General features: G+C 61.5%; 23 protein-coding genes and 1 tRNA gene. 9 read left to right on the top strand and 15 right to left on the bottom strand.

Annotation, left to right across the window (positions count from 1 at the left end; genetic code table 11):
- Positions 1–2 precede the first annotated feature (2 nt).
- The 3 genes from WDB91_RS12140 (at position 3) to WDB91_RS12130 (ending at position 2,025) form a co-directional block, all read left to right on the top strand.
- A complete protein-coding gene (locus WDB91_RS12140; protein WP_339112818.1) occupies positions 3–587 on the top strand; it encodes a YIP1 family protein in 585 nt (194 codons plus the stop codon).
- Positions 588–654: 67 nt separating this feature from the next.
- Complete coding sequence (locus tag WDB91_RS12135; RefSeq protein ID WP_339112817.1) at positions 655–1,875, top strand: cysteine desulfurase; 1,221 nt, start codon at positions 655–657, stop codon at positions 1,873–1,875.
- A 73-nt stretch (positions 1,876–1,948) separates the two neighbouring features.
- Positions 1,949–2,025: transfer RNA gene (locus WDB91_RS12130), tRNA-Arg, on the top strand.
- Between the two features lie 66 nt (positions 2,026–2,091).
- On the opposite strand, the gene WDB91_RS12125 is transcribed toward WDB91_RS12130, so the two are convergent.
- From WDB91_RS12125 to WDB91_RS12055, 15 genes are all read right to left on the bottom strand, one after another.
- Positions 2,092–3,216 (bottom strand): integrase, encoded by a 1,125-nt coding sequence (locus WDB91_RS12125; RefSeq protein ID WP_339112816.1) that lies wholly within the window; start codon positions 3,214–3,216, stop codon positions 2,092–2,094.
- A 188-nt stretch (positions 3,217–3,404) separates the two neighbouring features.
- The gene (locus tag WDB91_RS12120) at positions 3,405–4,043 is read right to left on the bottom strand and encodes a hypothetical protein (RefSeq protein WP_339112815.1); all 639 of its coding nucleotides are present in this window, start codon (positions 4,041–4,043) and stop codon (positions 3,405–3,407) included.
- Entirely contained in the window at positions 4,040–4,960 is a 921-nt protein-coding gene (locus WDB91_RS12115) for a hypothetical protein (protein ID WP_339112814.1), read from the bottom strand. Before WDB91_RS12115 ends, WDB91_RS12120 begins: the two co-directional genes overlap by 4 nt.
- A gap of 42 nt (positions 4,961–5,002) precedes the next feature.
- Complete coding sequence (locus WDB91_RS12110) at positions 5,003–5,179, bottom strand: hypothetical protein (protein WP_339112813.1); 177 nt, start codon at positions 5,177–5,179, stop codon at positions 5,003–5,005.
- A 13-nt stretch (positions 5,180–5,192) separates the two neighbouring features.
- On the bottom strand, positions 5,193–5,372 hold the full coding sequence (locus WDB91_RS12105; protein ID WP_339112812.1) for a hypothetical protein: 180 nt from the start codon (positions 5,370–5,372) through the stop codon (positions 5,193–5,195).
- A gap of 441 nt (positions 5,373–5,813) precedes the next feature.
- A complete protein-coding gene (locus WDB91_RS12100) occupies positions 5,814–7,886 on the bottom strand; it encodes a DNA cytosine methyltransferase (protein WP_339112811.1) in 2,073 nt (690 codons plus the stop codon).
- Positions 7,887–8,097: 211 nt separating this feature from the next.
- Complete coding sequence (locus WDB91_RS12095; RefSeq protein WP_339112810.1) at positions 8,098–8,415, bottom strand: hypothetical protein; 318 nt, start codon at positions 8,413–8,415, stop codon at positions 8,098–8,100.
- A 12-nt stretch (positions 8,416–8,427) separates the two neighbouring features.
- On the bottom strand, positions 8,428–8,709 hold the full coding sequence (locus WDB91_RS12090; RefSeq protein WP_339112809.1) for a hypothetical protein: 282 nt from the start codon (positions 8,707–8,709) through the stop codon (positions 8,428–8,430).
- Positions 8,706–8,957, bottom strand: coding sequence for a hypothetical protein (locus WDB91_RS12085; protein WP_339112808.1), 252 nt, complete (start codon positions 8,955–8,957; stop codon positions 8,706–8,708). Before WDB91_RS12085 ends, WDB91_RS12090 begins: the two co-directional genes overlap by 4 nt.
- A gap of 214 nt (positions 8,958–9,171) precedes the next feature.
- Positions 9,172–10,155 (bottom strand): DUF2303 family protein, encoded by a 984-nt coding sequence (locus tag WDB91_RS12080; protein WP_339112807.1) that lies wholly within the window; start codon positions 10,153–10,155, stop codon positions 9,172–9,174.
- Positions 10,156–10,158: 3 nt separating this feature from the next.
- Positions 10,159–10,548 (bottom strand): hypothetical protein, encoded by a 390-nt coding sequence (locus tag WDB91_RS12075; protein ID WP_339112806.1) that lies wholly within the window; start codon positions 10,546–10,548, stop codon positions 10,159–10,161.
- A 144-nt stretch (positions 10,549–10,692) separates the two neighbouring features.
- Positions 10,693–10,878 (bottom strand): hypothetical protein, encoded by a 186-nt coding sequence (locus WDB91_RS12070; RefSeq protein ID WP_339112805.1) that lies wholly within the window; start codon positions 10,876–10,878, stop codon positions 10,693–10,695.
- 308 nt (positions 10,879–11,186) lie between these two features.
- Positions 11,187–11,603 carry a hypothetical protein gene (locus tag WDB91_RS12065; protein ID WP_339112804.1) on the bottom strand — a complete coding sequence of 139 codons (417 nt, stop codon included), beginning with the start codon at positions 11,601–11,603 and terminating at the stop codon, positions 11,187–11,189.
- Positions 11,587–11,784 (bottom strand): hypothetical protein, encoded by a 198-nt coding sequence (locus tag WDB91_RS12060; protein ID WP_339112803.1) that lies wholly within the window; start codon positions 11,782–11,784, stop codon positions 11,587–11,589. The genes WDB91_RS12065 and WDB91_RS12060 overlap by 17 nt, the downstream gene beginning before the upstream one ends.
- A 181-nt stretch (positions 11,785–11,965) precedes the next feature.
- Entirely contained in the window at positions 11,966–12,661 is a 696-nt protein-coding gene (locus tag WDB91_RS12055; RefSeq protein WP_339112802.1) for a LexA family transcriptional regulator, read from the bottom strand.
- A gap of 97 nt (positions 12,662–12,758) precedes the next feature.
- Here WDB91_RS12055 and WDB91_RS12050 point away from each other — a divergent pair, with 97 nt between their 5' ends.
- The 6 genes from WDB91_RS12050 (at position 12,759) to WDB91_RS12025 (ending at position 16,020) form a co-directional block, all read left to right on the top strand.
- Positions 12,759–12,980, top strand: coding sequence for a hypothetical protein (locus tag WDB91_RS12050; protein ID WP_339112801.1), 222 nt, complete (start codon positions 12,759–12,761; stop codon positions 12,978–12,980).
- Position 12,981: 1 nt separating this feature from the next.
- Complete coding sequence (locus WDB91_RS12045; protein ID WP_339112800.1) at positions 12,982–13,335, top strand: hypothetical protein; 354 nt, start codon at positions 12,982–12,984, stop codon at positions 13,333–13,335.
- Positions 13,336–13,534: 199 nt separating this feature from the next.
- On the top strand, positions 13,535–14,506 hold the full coding sequence (locus WDB91_RS12040; RefSeq protein WP_339112799.1) for a hypothetical protein: 972 nt from the start codon (positions 13,535–13,537) through the stop codon (positions 14,504–14,506).
- A complete protein-coding gene (locus WDB91_RS12035) occupies positions 14,506–14,739 on the top strand; it encodes a hypothetical protein (RefSeq protein ID WP_339112798.1) in 234 nt (77 codons plus the stop codon). The genes WDB91_RS12040 and WDB91_RS12035 overlap by 1 nt, the downstream gene beginning before the upstream one ends.
- 187 nt (positions 14,740–14,926) lie before the next feature.
- Entirely contained in the window at positions 14,927–15,385 is a 459-nt protein-coding gene (locus WDB91_RS12030; RefSeq protein ID WP_339112797.1) for a DUF1937 family protein, read from the top strand.
- Entirely contained in the window at positions 15,385–16,020 is a 636-nt protein-coding gene (locus tag WDB91_RS12025) for a hypothetical protein (RefSeq protein WP_339112796.1), read from the top strand. The genes WDB91_RS12030 and WDB91_RS12025 overlap by 1 nt, the downstream gene beginning before the upstream one ends.
- Positions 16,021–16,195: the final 175 nt, after the last annotated feature.

Here is a 16,195-nt window from a genome sequence, read left to right as displayed (position 1 = left end):
TCTTGGAACAGTTCAACCTTAAATCCGCCATCCTGAACACGCTGACCCAGCCGCAGGCCGTGGCCCGCGCGCTGATCGAGTGGAACCCGCCGACGCAGGCGCGCTGGCTGGGACTTGCTGTGGTGGTGGTGCTCTCGGCCTGTCTGGGGCTTGCGGGGCAGGTGATCGCCTCGGCCATGATCCCCGATACCGAGGAGCTGAACTTCAACCCGATCCCGCTGATCGTGCTGCAAGCGATCATCCTCGTCTATGCGGCGGCGGCGATGACCTTTGTCGGACGACTGGGCAATGGCGTGGGCAATTTCCGTGACGCGCTCCTGCTGATGAGCTGGGCCGAATTTGTCATGGTTATCCTGCAGATCGTGCAACTGGTGCTGGTTGTGGTTGCGCCGGCGACGCTCGGGGTGACAACGATCCTCCTGCTGTTCCTGATGTTCTATCTGGTGGTCAATTTCGCGGCGACCCTGCACGGGTTCCGCAATCTGGCCGTGGTGGCCATCGGCACCATCATCACCTTCTTCGCCTCGGCCTTTGCCGCCGGCCTGATCCTGATGATCCTTGGCGTAATGCCGTCACCTTCGGCCTGACCTGACCGTTCCGGCGGGCCTCTCGGGCCCGCCTCAATTCTTTCCTTCCCGCGCTCTGGGGGCCAATATGTTCGATGTCGAAACGATCCGCGCCGATTTTCCGATCCTGTCGCGTCAGGTAAACGGCAAGCCGCTCGTCTATCTGGACAATGGCGCCTCGGCGCAAAAGCCGCGTGTGGTGATCGACGCGATGACGCGGATGTATGAGGAAGACTATTCCAACGTCCATCGCGGGCTGCATACGCTCTCCAATATCTCGACCGAGAAATACGAAGGCGTGCGGAGCATCATCGCGCGCTTTCTGAATGCGCCGGACGAGCACGAGATCATCTTTACCACCGGCTCGACCGAGGGGATCAATCTCGTCTCCTACGCCTGGGCCGCGCCGCGCCTGCAGGCGGGTGACGAGATCGTGCTCTCGGTGCTGGAGCACCATGCCAATATCGTGCCGTGGCACTTCCTGCGCGAGCGTCAGGGCGTCGTGCTGAAATGGGTCGAGCCCGAGCCCGATGGCTCGCTGCCCGCCGAGAAGGTGCTCGAGGCGATCGGCCCGAAAACCAAACTCGTCGCGGTCACCCATATGTCCAATGTGCTGGGCACGCTGGTGGATGTGGCCGCAATCTCCAAGGGTGCACGCGAGAAGGGCGTGCCGGTGCTGGTCGATGGCTCGCAGGCCGCGGTGCATATGCCGGTCGATGTGTCGGCTATCGGCTGCGATTTCTACGCGATCACGGGCCATAAGCTCTACGGGCCCTCGGGGTCGGGGGCGATCTGGATCTCCAAGGAGCGTCAGGCCGAGATGCGGCCTTTCCTTGGCGGTGGCGATATGATCGACACCGTGACCCGCGACACCGTCACCTACCATAGCGCGCCGATGAAGTTCGAGGCGGGCACCCCGGGCATCGTGCAGCAATATGGTCTGGGCGTGGCGCTCGAATATATGATGTCGATCGGCATGGCGAATATCGAGGCCCATGAGCAGGACCTGCGCGCCTATACGGCCGAGAAATTGCAGGGGCTGAATTGGCTCAACCTGCAGGGCCTTCCGCCCGAGGGTGGGGCGATCTTCTCGATGACGCTCAATGGTCCTGCCCATCCCCATGACATGTCGACGATTCTCGACAAGCGTGGCGTGGCCGTGCGGGCGGGCAGCCATTGCGCGATGCCCTTGATGCAGCATCTGGGGGTGACCGCCACCGCGCGGGCATCTTTTGCGATGTATAACACGCGGGCCGAGGCCGATGCGCTGGTCTCGGCGCTGGAGCTGTGCCACGATCTGCTTGGTTGAAGGCGAATAATTGCGACGGGCAGTCGGTTTGCCCGTTGCGCAGCTTTTATGCCTCCGGTATAGGAGGCGCTAGGCACCCATAGCTCAGCTGGATAGAGCGCTGCCCTCCGAAGGCAGAGGCCTCAGGTTCGAATCCTGATGGGTGCGCCATCAAATCAATCAGTTACGATTTCGGCTTTGTTCGCTCGGTGCGGAAATGGTGCGGTTATTCGCGATTTAGGCGCGTTTATCCATCGCCGCGACCGCCGATTCTTGGTGCATAGGGCTATGATGCCCATAGGTTTTCTCGATCGTCTGGGCACTCGTTCCGAAGTATCCAGCGGCGTCCCAGAATGTTGCCCCGCGCTGTAGCGCCCATGTAATCGCCGTGTGCTTCAGCGTATGTGGCGTCACGTCCGACAGGTTGATCCTGATGCCGCGCTTCCATGCCATCTTCTGGCCAAGCTCGCGGGCGCGAGCCCATCCCTTGCGGACCTCTGCCACCATCTCGCGGCAGACCTTTCCTTCGCGCTCGACCTGCCGCTCGACTACATAGATCCGGCCTTTGGCGGCCTGCCTGCGGAGGTGCGCCAGATAGCGCTTCGGTATCCGCGCGGTCGGCTGCCGCTTCTTCGTTTCTGTCTTTCCGCGTGGGCGGCGATAGAGGATGCCGTTCACGGTGTCCACATAGCCGCCGGTCGGGCTTTGCCGATCGATGTGCATCGATAGAATCGTTTCCTTGCGTGAGCCGGTGTAGAGGCCGTGCAGGATAAAGTCCTGCAGGTGGCGGCCATCGCGGTTCAATGCGCGCGCCCCGCGCAGTAGCCATGCCGCTTCCTGCCGGGTCATCCAGCGCTCTTTGCTCGGCGGCTTGGCCGGCATGGCGACGCGCGGGGCTTCGAGCAGATATCCCTCTCGGTGGCAGTGATTGATCGCGGCTTGAAGCGTGTTCAGCTCGCGGCGAATCGTGCCCGCGCTGACTGGCTCGCCTGTCTTTGCGTGGACGCGGCTTTTCGCATATCGGCGGCATGTCTCGCCTTTGACCGCCCCAACTGGCAGGGTTCCCCAGAACGGTTCAAGAGCCGCGATTGCATAGCCGATCCGCTGTGGGCTGGTCACATGGGCGGCGTGTTCTTCGGCATAGATGCTCAGGGCCCACTCGCAGGTTATTTCTGACGGGTGAGCGGGACCACTTGGGCGGTGGCGGCGCGAGATGTATTCCGCGAGCTGGCTTTCAGCCTCGCTGCGGCTGTCAGTGCCGGTCGAGATCCTGACGTTTCCGGCGTCGCGGATTTCCCAGACGCCCGGACGGTCTTTGGCTTCGCGCCAGTAGAGGCGGGCTCCTTTGCTTGGACGCGGCATGATGCGATTAACTCCTTGATATCGTCGTGGTAGATGCCGACTGTGCGGCCTATGCGGATAGTGTGCCCGCAATCGTCGCTTACTCTGCGCAGGGCTTCGGCGGGAACCCCCAGTCGCTCGGCGACGACGGGAAATGGCAGGATGAGCGGATCGCCATCGCGCCAGATTGTGCTGTCGTGTTTCCCCATCTATTCCTCCTTCTCCTGATAATCTTCCTTCCGTTCCAGCCGCCGCCGGCAAGGCGCGATCCAGTGGAAGCGCGTGGGCTCGCCCGCTATGTCCTTGCGCCAGACGATCCAGCAATAGGCCGTTGCGGTGCTGCCGTTCTCGGATAGCTTGCCCTTGTGCATCACCACGCGCTCGGTGAATTGTAGGATGTCCGTGGGCGGGTACAGCGAGAATAGCCGCGTGTGCCGCCCGACGCCCTCGAGGAAGGCGCTGCGCACGATCACAGCCACGCCTGCGCGGCTTTGGGTGAGCGCCTTCAGAATGAACTGTTCGGCCAGTCGGAAGGGCGGGTTTGTGATCGTCCAGTCGAACAGGTAAGGATTCGCCGGATAGAATAGGTAATCCTCGACCAAGAAACCCACGTCGTAATCGTGAACGTCGCTGCCTTTGACAAACTCGAACGCCTCGCGCAGCGGGCGGACCATATGGCCACGGTTCGCGGCTGGTTCGTGGCAGGCCATGCTGCCCAGATCCTGACCGATCGACAGAAGCCAGTCGCACAGGGCACGGGTGGCCCAAGGCGGGGTCGGGAAGTCGTCCAGGCTTTCGTGCGGTTCGGTGCGCTGCTGCATGACGGCGCTGCTGGTGTTGCGGGTCATGCGTCACCTTTGCGGATGGCTGCAGCTGCCTCGGGGTCCGCCCGCAGATAATCCAGACCGGGGTGCATGAAATCCGCCATCGCCGTGATGAACGCACGGCGCAGCGCATAGGTGCCTTCATCGCCGCGACCGGCCCGCTCATACGCCTCGGCTGCGAAAGTGGCGGCATCGGCCATGCGGCGCGACAGGGTGTCGTTCAGCGGCTTGTCGAGGTGGGTCATGGCCTCCGCCCATGCCTCCTGTCTCACCCGTTCGTCGCGGGCGGCAAGCGAACCATCTGGGCCAATCTTTGCGCCCGCAAATCCATGCAGATATGCGACCATCAGCGCATCTGGGTCTTGTTCAGCCCGCAGCGCGTCACGCTCTGCGGTCAGGCGCTCGATCAGGTCGGCAGCATTCTTCGCGGCCTCCCTTGCCGCACATTCACAGCCATAGCCCCCTTGAGCCATATTGCAGCAAAAATCCGCGCCGATAATGCGTTTAGGCGCGTCTGTGGGTGTCTGGCTCATTGGGTGGTGTCCTGTGTGGTGGGGGGCGGGATCTTCGCAGAGCGCCCTAATCTCGTCATCGGTCATGCTTGCCCAGAGTTCGGCATCTTCCAGTAGACAGATCGGGTCATGCGTGTCGTGAGGCTCGCCAGTAATGTCGAGCCCCGGAGGGCAGTGCAGGATCAGCCCGCGCGGGATAGCCTGATCAGCGACAAAGCCTGATTGCGAGATCCACTCAGGGCGATACTTCGGCCAGCCGCCGAGGCACGGCTCGTCATCATCCGACACCGTGTAAAAGTCTTCTTCCCTGTAACCATGACGCTGAACGAGAAAGTCTTTCGCGGCCTCGGTGCGGCGTATCCACTCTTCGGTGGTAAGGATGTTTGGGCCGGTGATCGCCCTCACGTGCTCTGGGATCGGGTTCGGCATATCTCTCTCCTTCATTCGCTTGTCAGGGGCGGCGCGGTGTCGTCAGGGGCGGCCAAGGCGGCTAATCATCATGGCCAGCGTGGCGATCGAAGGCCCGCTGGGGTGACGGTGCGCTATGATACCCACACGGCGCTCGGGCTTCGGCTTGGGCGCCTTTGCGACTTCCTCTGCGCGGCGTTGCGCTTGGATCTCTTTTCGCCGGTTCTTCTTTCTCGGCATGGTGCCTCCGGGGTTATCTGGGTTGGGACATTTCGGCGTCTATCCGCCGGTCTAGGTCGTCGCCGTTCAGGACGACATTTTCCGGCGTCAGACCGGCGAAAACGCCGCCTCTGCGAATAGTGTCCAGGTCGCGAGACTTGAGCCACCTGTAGCGGGCGGCATCGCGCTCGGTATCGGTCAGCTTCTCGGTCACATCGGCCTCCTTATCTCTGCTGTTCTGAGCGGGGCCGGTGGCCCGCGCTGGGGGTTAATCGTCGCTAGGCGGGGGCAATGGAGTGCGAGCGGATGCAGATGCTCTCGGCTGTGCTGAGCGGGGCCGATCGCGGCTGCTGTGCCACAAGCGGTCAGCCCCATCGATCTTCCGACCAAGCCCGTTTACCGCGCCAAGGACAGCCTGCTCGCTGTTCAATCGGCTGGTGTTCTCGCGGGCCAAATCTGCCTCGATTTCGTCGATGCCAAGCCATTTGCGGAGGAATGCGCGGATCACAGCCACACCCAAGCGGACAGCCCGCCCCCGATCATGACGCCGCCGACGCACAGGGAGAGGATGATCCACCATCCGGAAAGGGCGCGGCGGGGCGGGGCGGCACGGGGTCAGGCTCGCAGCCACAGAGGCCGATGCAACGGGGAGTGGTCATGCAAATTTCTCCTGTGTTGCGGGTTGCGCCTTCAGGTGCTGGCAGTTCGCCTCGACCAGCGCGCGGGCCATGTCCGGGCAGACGCTGTTTCCGCAGCAGCTGACCTGCACGTTCTTTGTGAAGGCCTTGAAATCGTCGCCCTGCCACACGCCGTCGATGACGTAATCGGCTGGGAAGCCCTGCGCATTGAAAAGCTCGCGCGGGGTGAGCATGCGTAGGCCGATATCGACCACGACATAGGTCTCGCCCTTGATCGTCAGCGTGACAAACTCGCCGCCCGCCCAAGCATCGTGCGCGCGAAGGAACGCGGCCACCTCACGCGCGCGGGCCTCATGTTCGGGGCCGAAGGTCAGCGCCAGCTGGGCCTGCACATGCGCGAACCGATCGCGGACAGTGACGGTGTGCATTGGGTCACGATGCTCGGCCCCGTCGCCGGTGCCGTAGTATTTCGCGAAATAGGCCGCGACAGGCGTCTGGTGGCTGCCGCTGGCGGCGATGGTGGTCAGCGGCTCGCGCGCGTCGTGGCCGGAATGAGCCTCCATGCGCGGGCCGCCGTTCTGCTGGGCGAGGAAGGCCGCGCAGGCGGCGTGTTTCACCCCGCCCGCGACAACGGTCCCGAGGGGGCGGGTCATGTCCAGCGCGCGCGGCGCTTGGCCCGTGCGCTCGCCATAACCGGTCTGGATTAGCGTCGGGCTGATCAGGGCATGCTGGACGCCGCGCGCCGTCACGGTGCCGAGGATCTCGGCCATAGGGTATTCGCGCCGCCCGCCACTGTCGCCATGGGCGATGCTGGCAAGATAGGGAGCCACCATGGCGCTGTGCCCGCCACCGGCCAGCACGGTCGGGTGGGGCGCGGTGATGGCCATGTCACGGCGCGTCGTGCCCTTCAGGCTCATGAGGCTAGGGGCCAAGATGCCGATCGGGGCCGCACCGCCTGGACGTTTGATATAGCTGTTCGCGGTGACGGTTGGGGCAGGCTCGCGCATATCCGAGCCGGTCGCGCCAGAATTGAAGCGCGTGAGGCTCGGTACGATCAGGGTGATGCCTGCACCGCCGGCGGTCACGGTATGGGTCGGCTCGGTGATGGCGCTCCACGGCTTTTGACTATTGCGCATGGTGGCCAGTAGCGGGGCGGCGAGGGCCTTCTCGCCACGATGCGCGCCAGTGATTGTCCGCAAGGGCGCCGCTAGATCCTCGACCCGCCCGCCATGCGTCAGGTTCACGATGAAGGGCGAGGCTGCGTCCAGGACATAGCGCTTCATGCCGCGCGCTACACGGGCCAGAGTGTTCGGCTTGAGCGGGCGGATCGCTCGAATGCCGAGGCTTTCCTTGATCGCTTCCGAGCTGTCGAAGATCGAGGGGCAGGGCAGTGACCAGTCGATGATCTCCGCCGCCGCGCGCCACGGTTTCAGCTTGCCTGCTTGAACCTCTTTCGAGGCAGGATCGCCATGGGTGGGCTTCGGCCATACGATCGGTCGACCATCGCAGCGGGCCACGATGAACAGGCGCTTGCGGATCGTCGGCGCGCCGTAATCGCAGGCGCGCATCTCGCGCCACTGGACCTTATAGCCCAGCTCCTGCAGTTGCTTCACCCAAAGCTCAAAGGTCTGGCCCGCAAATTCCTTAATCGGCTGGCCGTCCTCGCCCACAGGGCCCCAGGTGACGAATTCCTCGACATTCTCCAGCAGGATCACATCGGGGCGCTGCGCCTTCGGCAGTCGGGCCCAGCGGTGCACGACCCAGCCCAGATCGCGGATATTGCGGTCGCGCAGGCTTGAACCTTTGGCCTTGCTGAAATGTTTGCAGTCCGGGCTGGCCCAGATCATCCCGACCTTTCGCTTGCCCGCCACATCCGCAGGCTTCACGGCCCAGATATCGGTGATCATGTGCAGCGTCTCGGGATGGTTCGCCGCATGCAGCGCGATCGCATCTGCGTTGTGGTTGATCGCCACATCCGGCGAGCGTCCGAGGGCAAGCTCGATGCCCGTAGAGGCACCGCCACCGCCCGCGAAGTTGTCGATGATCATCGGGGGCAGGCCATCCCCGATATGCATGTTCGATCCGTCCATCAGTCGATCCCTCGGAGAGCTGCGATTGTCAGGCTGGCAATGATGGCCGCGCCTGCGATGATGGCTATTCCCATGATTGCCTCCTGAATTTCCGGATCTGCGGGGGCGCATCGGACAGCGTTTCCCCCGCAGATCATCCGCGCGACCACCGCACGAATTCCTGTTCTTCGGGATCTCCGCCCACGCGGGGCGGATCACCGGAAGATCAGGCTTAAATGCCGCGTTGGATGCGATGAGCGGTCGATGGTGGCGAGGGGATATCTGCCCCGGTGTAACGCGACGAGATCTCGACCGCGCGGTCTGCCAGCTTCTCGATGCGCTCGATGTCAAACCAATGGACGTCCTTCAGTTCGTTGTCCTTATCGGATTTGGGCAGAACGCAGAGCTGATTGCAGCCGGTGAGGTATTCGACGCGGCCAATAACGATGCCTGTAAAGCCCGTGAGCGTGTCTTTAACCTGATCGCCTAAAGTGACGCCGCAGAAAGGGTCATTTCCGGTGTCGATCTTGCGTTTGAAAATGCGCAGCATGTGTCTTTCCTTTCAGATGAAAACTTCGGTGGGGCCATACTCGTCGCGCGGGCGGCGGAGTTCTTCGGCGATCAAGCTGACCATGGCTGCGCCGAGAGCAGCGCCCTTTGTCGGCCTGCGTGGCGTTGCGGTGAGGATGATGGGTTGGCGCGGGGCGGTCTCGGGGCGCTCGGCCAGAGAGCTGCGGCTAGCATCCCAAGGGGCACGGGGAAGACTGACATCGCGGCGGCTGAAATCGACTTTGCCAAGCCCATCGGGGATCGTGACGATCCGCTTCTCGGTGCTGCGCATCATGCGGCTCCTTTCTCGCTAAGGGCCGCGCGACCGGCGGCGGTGTGACCTTTGCAGTGGCCGCCACAGATCCCGACCTGCGGGCAAAGCTCTTCCATCGTCAGATCATGGGCGCGGGCTGCTGCGCGGAGCGCTCCGATGCGATCGGCATCGCTCGGGTGGCCCATGATGAAGAAAGGCCGGTTCTTGCTGATCTGCTCGTGATAGTCGTCTGCTGCCGCCGCGAGCTTGCGTCTGGTGGATGCGGTCATCGCGTTTCCTTTCATGATGGTCGGCGGACGCGGCAGGCCTCCGAACTGGTTGCCGCGTCCGCCTGTCCGGCGCGCGTGGGACACGCCGAATTCCTGAGTTTGGGGCAGGGCCTGACAGGCGCTGGCCGAAGCTCGGGATCTTAGGGCGGCGCTGGTGGGTATTAAGCGCCGCCCCGTATCGGGCCCCGGGAGGAAAGGGGGTGGGGCCGGATGGTTATGCGGAGGTCGATGCTTCCGGCTTGCCAATGAACAGGGGCAGGCCGGTGTTTTCCTTGGTCTCTGCGAACGCCTCTTCAACAGCATTGCGCAGGGCGATCTTCGGCTCGTGCATCGTGATGATGAACACGACGTTGCTGCCCTTCTTCCGGTAGCGGAAGCGCACGGGGATGCGGTAAAGCGGCCCGCCATCGAAGACAGGGATAGCGATGATGAACAGGTTCGGAATGCTGATCGGCTGGCCGTTCGGATCTTTGTGCTCGTCCTGGAACTGGATCACTTGTTCGCCCGTGTCGCGGTTGAAGGAGGTCGAGAGGTTCGACACCTCGTTCACGGTGAACTCGCGTGACAGCATGTTGAGGCGCTGATAGGTCGCGAAACGGCCATTCAATTGGGTGGCAATCTCAAGGAAGCCATTCTCCCAGTCCTCTTTCACCTCACCGCCGCCCAGGAGCGCGGGGGTTGGAGCAAGAACATCCTTGGCGTGGGCTTCGATGAACTCGCCCATATCGGGGCCGGTCAGTTCTTCGCCATCGATCTTGTCCCAGTCCTTCCATTCCTCGGACATCGGGAATTTGTAATGCGCACGGTGCTGGCCGTGGCGGGCGCGCTGATCGCGGTCGAGGTTGACCTCGGCAGGGCCTGCGCGGTTGTAATCGATAACGGCGGTCATGCTGGGCGTGGTCGAGATCTCGCCGAAGATCACACTGTCTTCGTCCTTGTGGCGATTGATCCATTCAATGAAGCTCGCCAGATCCAGCATGGTGGAGATGCCGCGGCGCTGGAGAGGCGCAAGCGTTTCCGCATTTTGCTTGATGATGGCATGCAGGTTCTCGATCTTGCGGCCTTGCGGCACAGACAGCAGGAAGGGTTCGCTGTGGTCATAGACTGCGCGCGAGAAATCGATCTCTTTCACGTCCAGCAGGGCTGGCAGCTGGTCGAGGATCGTCTGTGCGATGTTCTCTTCGGTTTTTTCGGTCATGGCTTAGGCCTCTTTGGGTTGCGATTTTTCGGTGAAGCTGGATGTGGCAAAGGCACGCTTGCCATTGCCTGCATCGCGGATTTCCATCCGGGCTTGCGCGGGATTGTGGGCGGAAATACCGCCTTCGCCGGTCAGCCATGCCACGCCCTTGCCTTTGGGCGGCTTGGGGCCGGTAATCTTGTGATCGACTTGCAGGTCGAGCTGGCCGAAGCGGTCGATCTTCATGTCCAGCGTGATCGAGATCTTCGACTTGGCACCATTGCCGAAATCCTGCGCATGCTGGCGCATCTCGACATTGTTGCCTTCCATCTCTTCGACAAGGCGCTGCAGATACATGCCGTCATCGACCAGCGACAGGATCTGGTCGAGGCCGCGCAGGGGGCGTTCCGTCATGGGAATATCCTTTGGGGTTGGAAAAGGCCGGGCGGTGGCGAGCAGCGCACCGCCCGGCAGGTGGGTTGCGAGCAGTGATCAGGCAACCGAATGAGGACAGGGCTTTCTGTGGAACGCCGCGGTGTGCGGCAGGAAGCACCGGTGTCAGGCGGCGTCTTGCGGGCCTTGCTGTGTGGGAGTGGGCATCGTGTGAAGGCTGAAGGCGCAGCTCTGGCCGCGATCAGCTTTCATCAGCGCCCAAGCGCGGCGGCGGGCAAGGGGCGTGGCGCGGCTGGCGCGAATGGGATCGGTGATCAGGGCCACGGCCCAGCGGGAGGATAGGGATTTCATGGTCAACTCCATCGGTTGTGATGCGTTGAATATGTTGGGGAAGTTTCCCCATGTCAAATACTATTTGGGGATTTGTCCCCATTTTATTTCTGGAACGCTGTTTGCGAGTCGGCATACTGGCCACATCGATCGGCGCCGCTGGGGCGCATATTTGACCTCGTAAATCAGGCTATGGCAGCCGAAAAAGCCCCGCTTGGGGGCGGGGATTGAAACGAGGGTTTTCCCTTGTTGGTAATGTGGGGGTGCTGAACTAAGTTCGGAGATGCGTCGGATGCCTGTCTAGGTGTCCGGCGCTTTGGTTTGCGTGGCTAGAGGTGCTGCATCATCAGCCAGGCAACTTCCTTCTGGAGATGCTCTGGAAGCTGGCCACGCCGCGGGCTCTGTGTGCCGGACCATAGGCAGAAGTTGTCTGCATTCCATTCCAGCAGGGTCTGCTGTTTTGGATCGATAACAAAGCGGGTCGCGCGCAATAGGCCGCATGCGTCGAGATCTGACGAGTTCTGTATGATCAGGTCGATATTGGCGCGTTGCGGGAATTTGACCTTGGTTGTGCCATAGCAGACGCGCAAGGCAATTTTACCACTACTCTTGCCCTGAAGCACCTGCATCACAAGCAAAGGGCGGCACTTTGCGGTGCCGCCTTCTGGTTTGGCTTCGGGGAAGAAGCCGGTCACGATCGAATAAGCGGTCGGGGGCTGTTGCGCCCAGTTAGGCGGTCTGTTCATAGGGGAAATTCAACCCGTCCACGACTTCCCATTCCTCGTCTGCGAGGGCGAGCTCTTGCTTGCGCTTAAATTCGATCACGGCATCTACCGGAAATTCATCGTAGTTTTCGGCGGCTTCTGGCGGGAACGCGTTGTTGCCCCACTGGCTTGCCGATGTGGTCTTGCGGTTGCGATTTGGCATAGTGTTGCCTCCTGTCTGACCGGTAATTTGGGATACCGGTTGTCTCGGGATTTTGTGGAACTGCCGAGACCTGCGCCGATGACGCTTTCGCCATCTATCATCATATATATAACGGTTGTCTACCGGTTTTAGGTCCCATTGCCTGATAAACGGTAAATACCGGCGTAGAGACGCAACGGGATTAGCGTTGCTTCATTACGAACTCGGCAGGTAGGTGGAGCCGAACGGGAGTTGCCCAGAGCACGTCGGTATTGTGCCGGTTCTCGCCGGTGGGGTTGATCGAGGTTAGGTGGAACTTGCCTTCTTCAGAGCCGTATTTCAGATGCTTGACCCACGCTTTGCCATCAGGTGTGGCGACGATGCATTTGCGGTTGATGGCCTCGACCGGCACGCCTTCATGTGTCTGCCGCGTGAAGAACAGAACGTCGCCCTCTGAATAGACCGGCTCCATACTGTCTCCGATGACGCGCACAGCGGCAATATTCTCGCCGGAAAGACTCTCTGGAGCGAGTATTTCATCAGTTTCGTTGCCATTCTCGATCTCGTCAAAGAGGTCAACATGCGCCCCAGCTCCCACTTTCCCGGAGATGGTAATGGTGGCGGGGCTAGGAGTTGCTGCAAAACCCAAGCCTCGCTGGATGACCTGATCAATCGTAAGGCCTAAGGTTTTTGATAGGGCAAACGCTGTTGAGACCTTCGGGGACGCCGATTTACGAAACAAATCGCGCACTGCGCTAGTTCCGAGGCCTGAAGCTTCGGATAAGGGAGCCGCTTTTAGATTGCGCTCCTCAATCAAAACTTTCAGCCCACGCACGAAGGCGTCGAGATCATCATTATTCATATGGGGAAGTATACCCATAGGTGCGTCAATCTCCATCGGGAAGAATCCCCTTTACTTTCTGGGGATGTTTCCCCATTGTCGCGATATGGATCAGAACCCCGATACACCTAGCCCGCAGCTTCCACAGAGCGTGATGACCGCATTTCAGTCCGAAGTGCGCAGTTTCGCTGCTGCGGCTGGGAAAACGCCGCAAAATATCCTGCGGCTTTCGGTCGGGGCCAATTGGGACACATGGGATGCGTGGTGCCGAGGGGCCGTGTCGCCCCGCGTCGAAACGCTGGAGCGTGTGCTTGCCTATATGCGCGCCAATCCGGCGTCTGATCTTTCGCAACCGCAACGTAAGGATGTCGCCTGACATGTCTTCTTCCATTCAACTGATCTCGTCGCAGTCTGGGCCGGTGCCCGCTGCAAAGTCCCATCCCAAAGTTTTGCCGTCCTCAGGCGGGCGAGGGCGCGGCCGTGCCGCGTTGCGCCGCGCGCATTGCTGGCAATTCGAGCCCGTGCCTTATCGCGCGGCATTTGCCGTGCGGTGGTCTGTCTTCCTGCGCGAGATGTTCCAGTCGCGCGAGGATGTGGCGGCGGCGTTTGGCGTGACCTTTGGCACGGCCTGCAATTGGTGGGACGGTCTGAACCGCCCCTATGGTGATCATGTGGCGCTGGCGGCGCTGGCGTGGCCCGAAGACTTCGCCCGGTTGATGGCAGCGGAGTGATGAACATGAGCCGCGCCATATTCACAGATACCTCTCTGCGGCGCGGATGCGCGGCGATGATCGCGCAAAATCCGGCCACGCTGTTTCAGCGCGTGGAACCGCTGGAAGCGGTTGTGAACACTGTTGCGGGGGCCAGTGGTGGCCGGAAAGCCCCCGCGCCAATTCTCATACAAGCTGCTGATATGGAGGGAGCAAGGTGATGACCAAAGAGCTTTTGAGCCTTGATGTGCTTCGGAAGAAAACGGCTGATCAGCATGCGCTAGTGCGCGTGGGCGAGGATATGCAGCGTTTGGGCTGGGATCTGGCCTTTGACATCGAATGCGCCAACGGTGCGCTGATCGCCGTGACTTTCGGGCCGGACGCGACCAGGCTGGCTGAAACTGGCACTGTTCTCGGCAACCATATGGGCTTGCTTGATGGCGAACCCGAGGCAGATCCGGAACAAATGCTATCCGCCGGCCAGTGTTTGCCCGGTGATGAGGTTGCAGACCTCCATTCGGTTCCACCGGAAGAGCGGGCTAGCCCGTTTGTCACTAAGCATGCTGGAATGCTAACCAGTGTGGTCTTGGCTGACGAGGCTGGGGCGGCGGCGCGCGGGCCGGTGATTGGCGATATTCCGGACGAAGCGTCAGACAGCGCTGGGGTCGAGGCACCGGAAGCAAAGGCTGAGACTGGGGTGAGTGCCGATGCTGAATATCTGACGGGTTCCTATTCAGCGGGGGAGCTGGAGAAGCTCGCCCAGCTTTATGGCGCGGGCAAGACGGTGCCGGAAATTGCCAAGGTGCTGGGGCGCCGCAATCAGTCGGTTGGCTCAAAGATCAAATATATGATCGCCAATGGTCAGTTGGCGGATCGCGAGGCCGCACCGGCTCCAGCGCCCGTCGCGGCCGAGCCCGAGCCGGTCCTCTCGCCTGAGGCCTTGTCTTATCTGGGCAAGCTGAAAGGGCTCAAGGCCGATCCTGCCTTTGACGCGGTGACCGAACTGGCGATGTGCAAGGCGCTGCTGGACGGCCAGAAACAGAACATGGTTGCCGCCGATCTGGGCATTGATGGTAAGGCCATGATGAAGCGTTTTCGGCTGATCTGCGGATCGGCTATCGGGACGGGTAAGATGGCAACCGAGGCCCTGATCGAGGCGCTGCAATATCGCGCAGATCGTGAGGTGGCGTGATGGTCGAGAGAACAGTCGCCGCGCCGCGCCGCCCGCAGGAGGCGCGCACCACGGTTTCTGCCAAAGTCTTCGATCACACTACTGGCGCCGAGGTCGAAGTGTCGATGTCGCAGCGCGGGTTCGTGGTGCGGGTGATAGAGGGCGATGGAAAGCCCGAGGCCTTCGCTGCGCTGAGCGTTCCGCAGGCGCGTTTGATCGCCCGCAATATCCTCGAATTCGTGGGGGATGAGTGATGGATACGATGATTTGCCATGATAAAATCCTTTCTGTGGCAGAGCGCGCGGCACTTCTTTTGAGTGGTGGGTGCCGTGCAAGTGTTTCCCGGCTGCTGTGCGCGGTCGGGCGGCGCGATGGGGCGGTTTGTTGGCGCAAGCCGTCCCGTATCTTTCTTCGCTCGCAGGGGTGCAAGGCGGTGATGTCTTGACCTCTACATTTGAAAACTGGGCCGCGCTGTCGCGTTCGGCTAAGCCGCTGGATTGGTCCGGCCCGATTGTGTTCGGGGTTGGCCCAGCGGATGTGGTGGGCCATGCGGGCGGGAAGCCTGTTTATGTGGCCTCGACGCTCCGGCTGTGTCTGTGCGAAGTGCCCGAATATATGGTGCTGGTTGCAGCGCGGGCCTGTGCCGAGCTTTCGCGCATGGGCGTCTTACCGATCTCGCCTGTGATCCTCGGGGCGGCGATGCTCGAGGTCGATATGCATCTGAAAATCAATGAGCCGGTCGGTTGGGCCAAACAGGTCGCGGGTCTCCGCAATGCGGCCGGCGCGATCTGGGTGCCTGCCTGCCCTGGCTGGGCGAGTTGCCCGCAAATCTGGGCCGATGTGCAATGGGCTGCCTCGCATGGGGTGCCCGTTATGGTCGAAGCGAAAGGGGTGATGTGATGGGTGTTGTGGAGCGGGCCTTCACGGTCGTCGATACCGAGGACCTTCTCGAATATCCCTTTGACGAGAACACGCGCCTCGACAGCCATCACTTCATGGCATGGGAGCACGGACGCTGGCTCAACTCGTCAATGCGGGCCAAGGGCACGGCGGAATGCCGGGCGCTCTATTTCGACCTGATCTGCATCTCGATGGAGCAGACGCCGGTCGGCACCTTGCCAGATGACCTGGACGAACTCGCCTTTCATCTGCGCATCGACTCGGCGCATTTCAAAGCGCTGTGCCGGATGGATTACGGCCCGCTGCACAAGTGGCAATCGTGCCAGACCAAGGGCGGGGCGCGGCGGCTCTATCACCCACATGTGCTGCTGATGGTCACCGATGCGATCTCGCGCAAGCATGACAATCAGGCCAAGAATGACGCGGCCAACAAGGCCAAGCGTTTGCAGCGTCTGCGCACGACGCTGGCCAGCTATAACGCGGCGCTGGCCGAAGAAGATGGCGCGGTGCTGTGGATTGAAGACTGGCTGTCGGAGCGCTGCTCTGGCTACCGCACTTCGGTCTGGATCGAACAAGCGCTTGGCGCATGGTCGGCCCATACGATGCAGCTGAACCGGACGCGTTCGGCTTTCTGAAATTCTGTCCAAAGTGTCGTCAATCTGTCCGCAAGACAGATTTAGACGAATTTCGGACAGAAACAAAAGTGTCCTGCACGACAGGGACAAAGACAGAGACATAACAGTTACCCGCATCCCGGACGGAAAAGGGTGGTGACTGTGGATAAGTCCGAATTTGCTGAGAGAAAGGAGC

The organism is Thioclava sp. GXIMD2076, from assembly GCF_037949795.1.
In the GTDB taxonomy this organism is placed as follows: domain Bacteria; phylum Pseudomonadota; class Alphaproteobacteria; order Rhodobacterales; family Rhodobacteraceae; genus Thioclava; species Thioclava kandeliae.
This window is presented reverse-complemented; position numbering and strand designations above follow the sequence as displayed.

What these genes read in the sequence shown, in the direction of transcription:
- WDB91_RS12115 (WP_339112814.1), bottom strand. Translation starts at nt 4,960, where the DNA reads ATGCCGAACCCGATCCCAGAGCACGTGAGGGCGATCACCGGCCCAAAC.
- WDB91_RS12040 (WP_339112799.1), top strand. Translation starts at nt 13,535, where the DNA reads ATGACCAAAGAGCTTTTGAGCCTTGATGTGCTTCGGAAGAAAACGGCT.
- WDB91_RS12135 (WP_339112817.1), top strand. Translation starts at nt 655, where the DNA reads ATGTTCGATGTCGAAACGATCCGCGCCGATTTTCCGATCCTGTCGCGT.
- WDB91_RS12100 (WP_339112811.1), bottom strand. Translation starts at nt 7,886, where the DNA reads ATGGACGGATCGAACATGCATATCGGGGATGGCCTGCCCCCGATGATC.
- WDB91_RS12025 (WP_339112796.1), top strand. Translation starts at nt 15,385, where the DNA reads ATGGGTGTTGTGGAGCGGGCCTTCACGGTCGTCGATACCGAGGACCTT.
- WDB91_RS12050 (WP_339112801.1), top strand. Translation starts at nt 12,759, where the DNA reads ATGACCGCATTTCAGTCCGAAGTGCGCAGTTTCGCTGCTGCGGCTGGG.
- WDB91_RS12125 (WP_339112816.1), bottom strand. Translation starts at nt 3,216, where the DNA reads ATGCCGCGTCCAAGCAAAGGAGCCCGCCTCTACTGGCGCGAAGCCAAA.
- WDB91_RS12055 (WP_339112802.1), bottom strand. Translation starts at nt 12,661, where the DNA reads ATGGAGATTGACGCACCTATGGGTATACTTCCCCATATGAATAATGAT.
- WDB91_RS12035 (WP_339112798.1), top strand. Translation starts at nt 14,506, where the DNA reads ATGGTCGAGAGAACAGTCGCCGCGCCGCGCCGCCCGCAGGAGGCGCGC.
- WDB91_RS12120 (WP_339112815.1), bottom strand. Translation starts at nt 4,043, where the DNA reads ATGACCCGCAACACCAGCAGCGCCGTCATGCAGCAGCGCACCGAACCG.
- WDB91_RS12080 (WP_339112807.1), bottom strand. Translation starts at nt 10,155, where the DNA reads ATGACCGAAAAAACCGAAGAGAACATCGCACAGACGATCCTCGACCAG.
- WDB91_RS12060 (WP_339112803.1), bottom strand. Translation starts at nt 11,784, where the DNA reads ATGCCAAATCGCAACCGCAAGACCACATCGGCAAGCCAGTGGGGCAAC.
- WDB91_RS12110 (WP_339112813.1), bottom strand. Translation starts at nt 5,179, where the DNA reads ATGCCGAGAAAGAAGAACCGGCGAAAAGAGATCCAAGCGCAACGCCGC.
- WDB91_RS12090 (WP_339112809.1), bottom strand. Translation starts at nt 8,709, where the DNA reads ATGATGCGCAGCACCGAGAAGCGGATCGTCACGATCCCCGATGGGCTT.
- WDB91_RS12085 (WP_339112808.1), bottom strand. Translation starts at nt 8,957, where the DNA reads ATGACCGCATCCACCAGACGCAAGCTCGCGGCGGCAGCAGACGACTAT.
- WDB91_RS12075 (WP_339112806.1), bottom strand. Translation starts at nt 10,548, where the DNA reads ATGACGGAACGCCCCCTGCGCGGCCTCGACCAGATCCTGTCGCTGGTC.
- WDB91_RS12095 (WP_339112810.1), bottom strand. Translation starts at nt 8,415, where the DNA reads ATGCTGCGCATTTTCAAACGCAAGATCGACACCGGAAATGACCCTTTC.
- WDB91_RS12045 (WP_339112800.1), top strand. Translation starts at nt 12,982, where the DNA reads ATGTCTTCTTCCATTCAACTGATCTCGTCGCAGTCTGGGCCGGTGCCC.
- WDB91_RS12070 (WP_339112805.1), bottom strand. Translation starts at nt 10,878, where the DNA reads ATGAAATCCCTATCCTCCCGCTGGGCCGTGGCCCTGATCACCGATCCC.
- WDB91_RS12065 (WP_339112804.1), bottom strand. Translation starts at nt 11,603, where the DNA reads ATGAACAGACCGCCTAACTGGGCGCAACAGCCCCCGACCGCTTATTCG.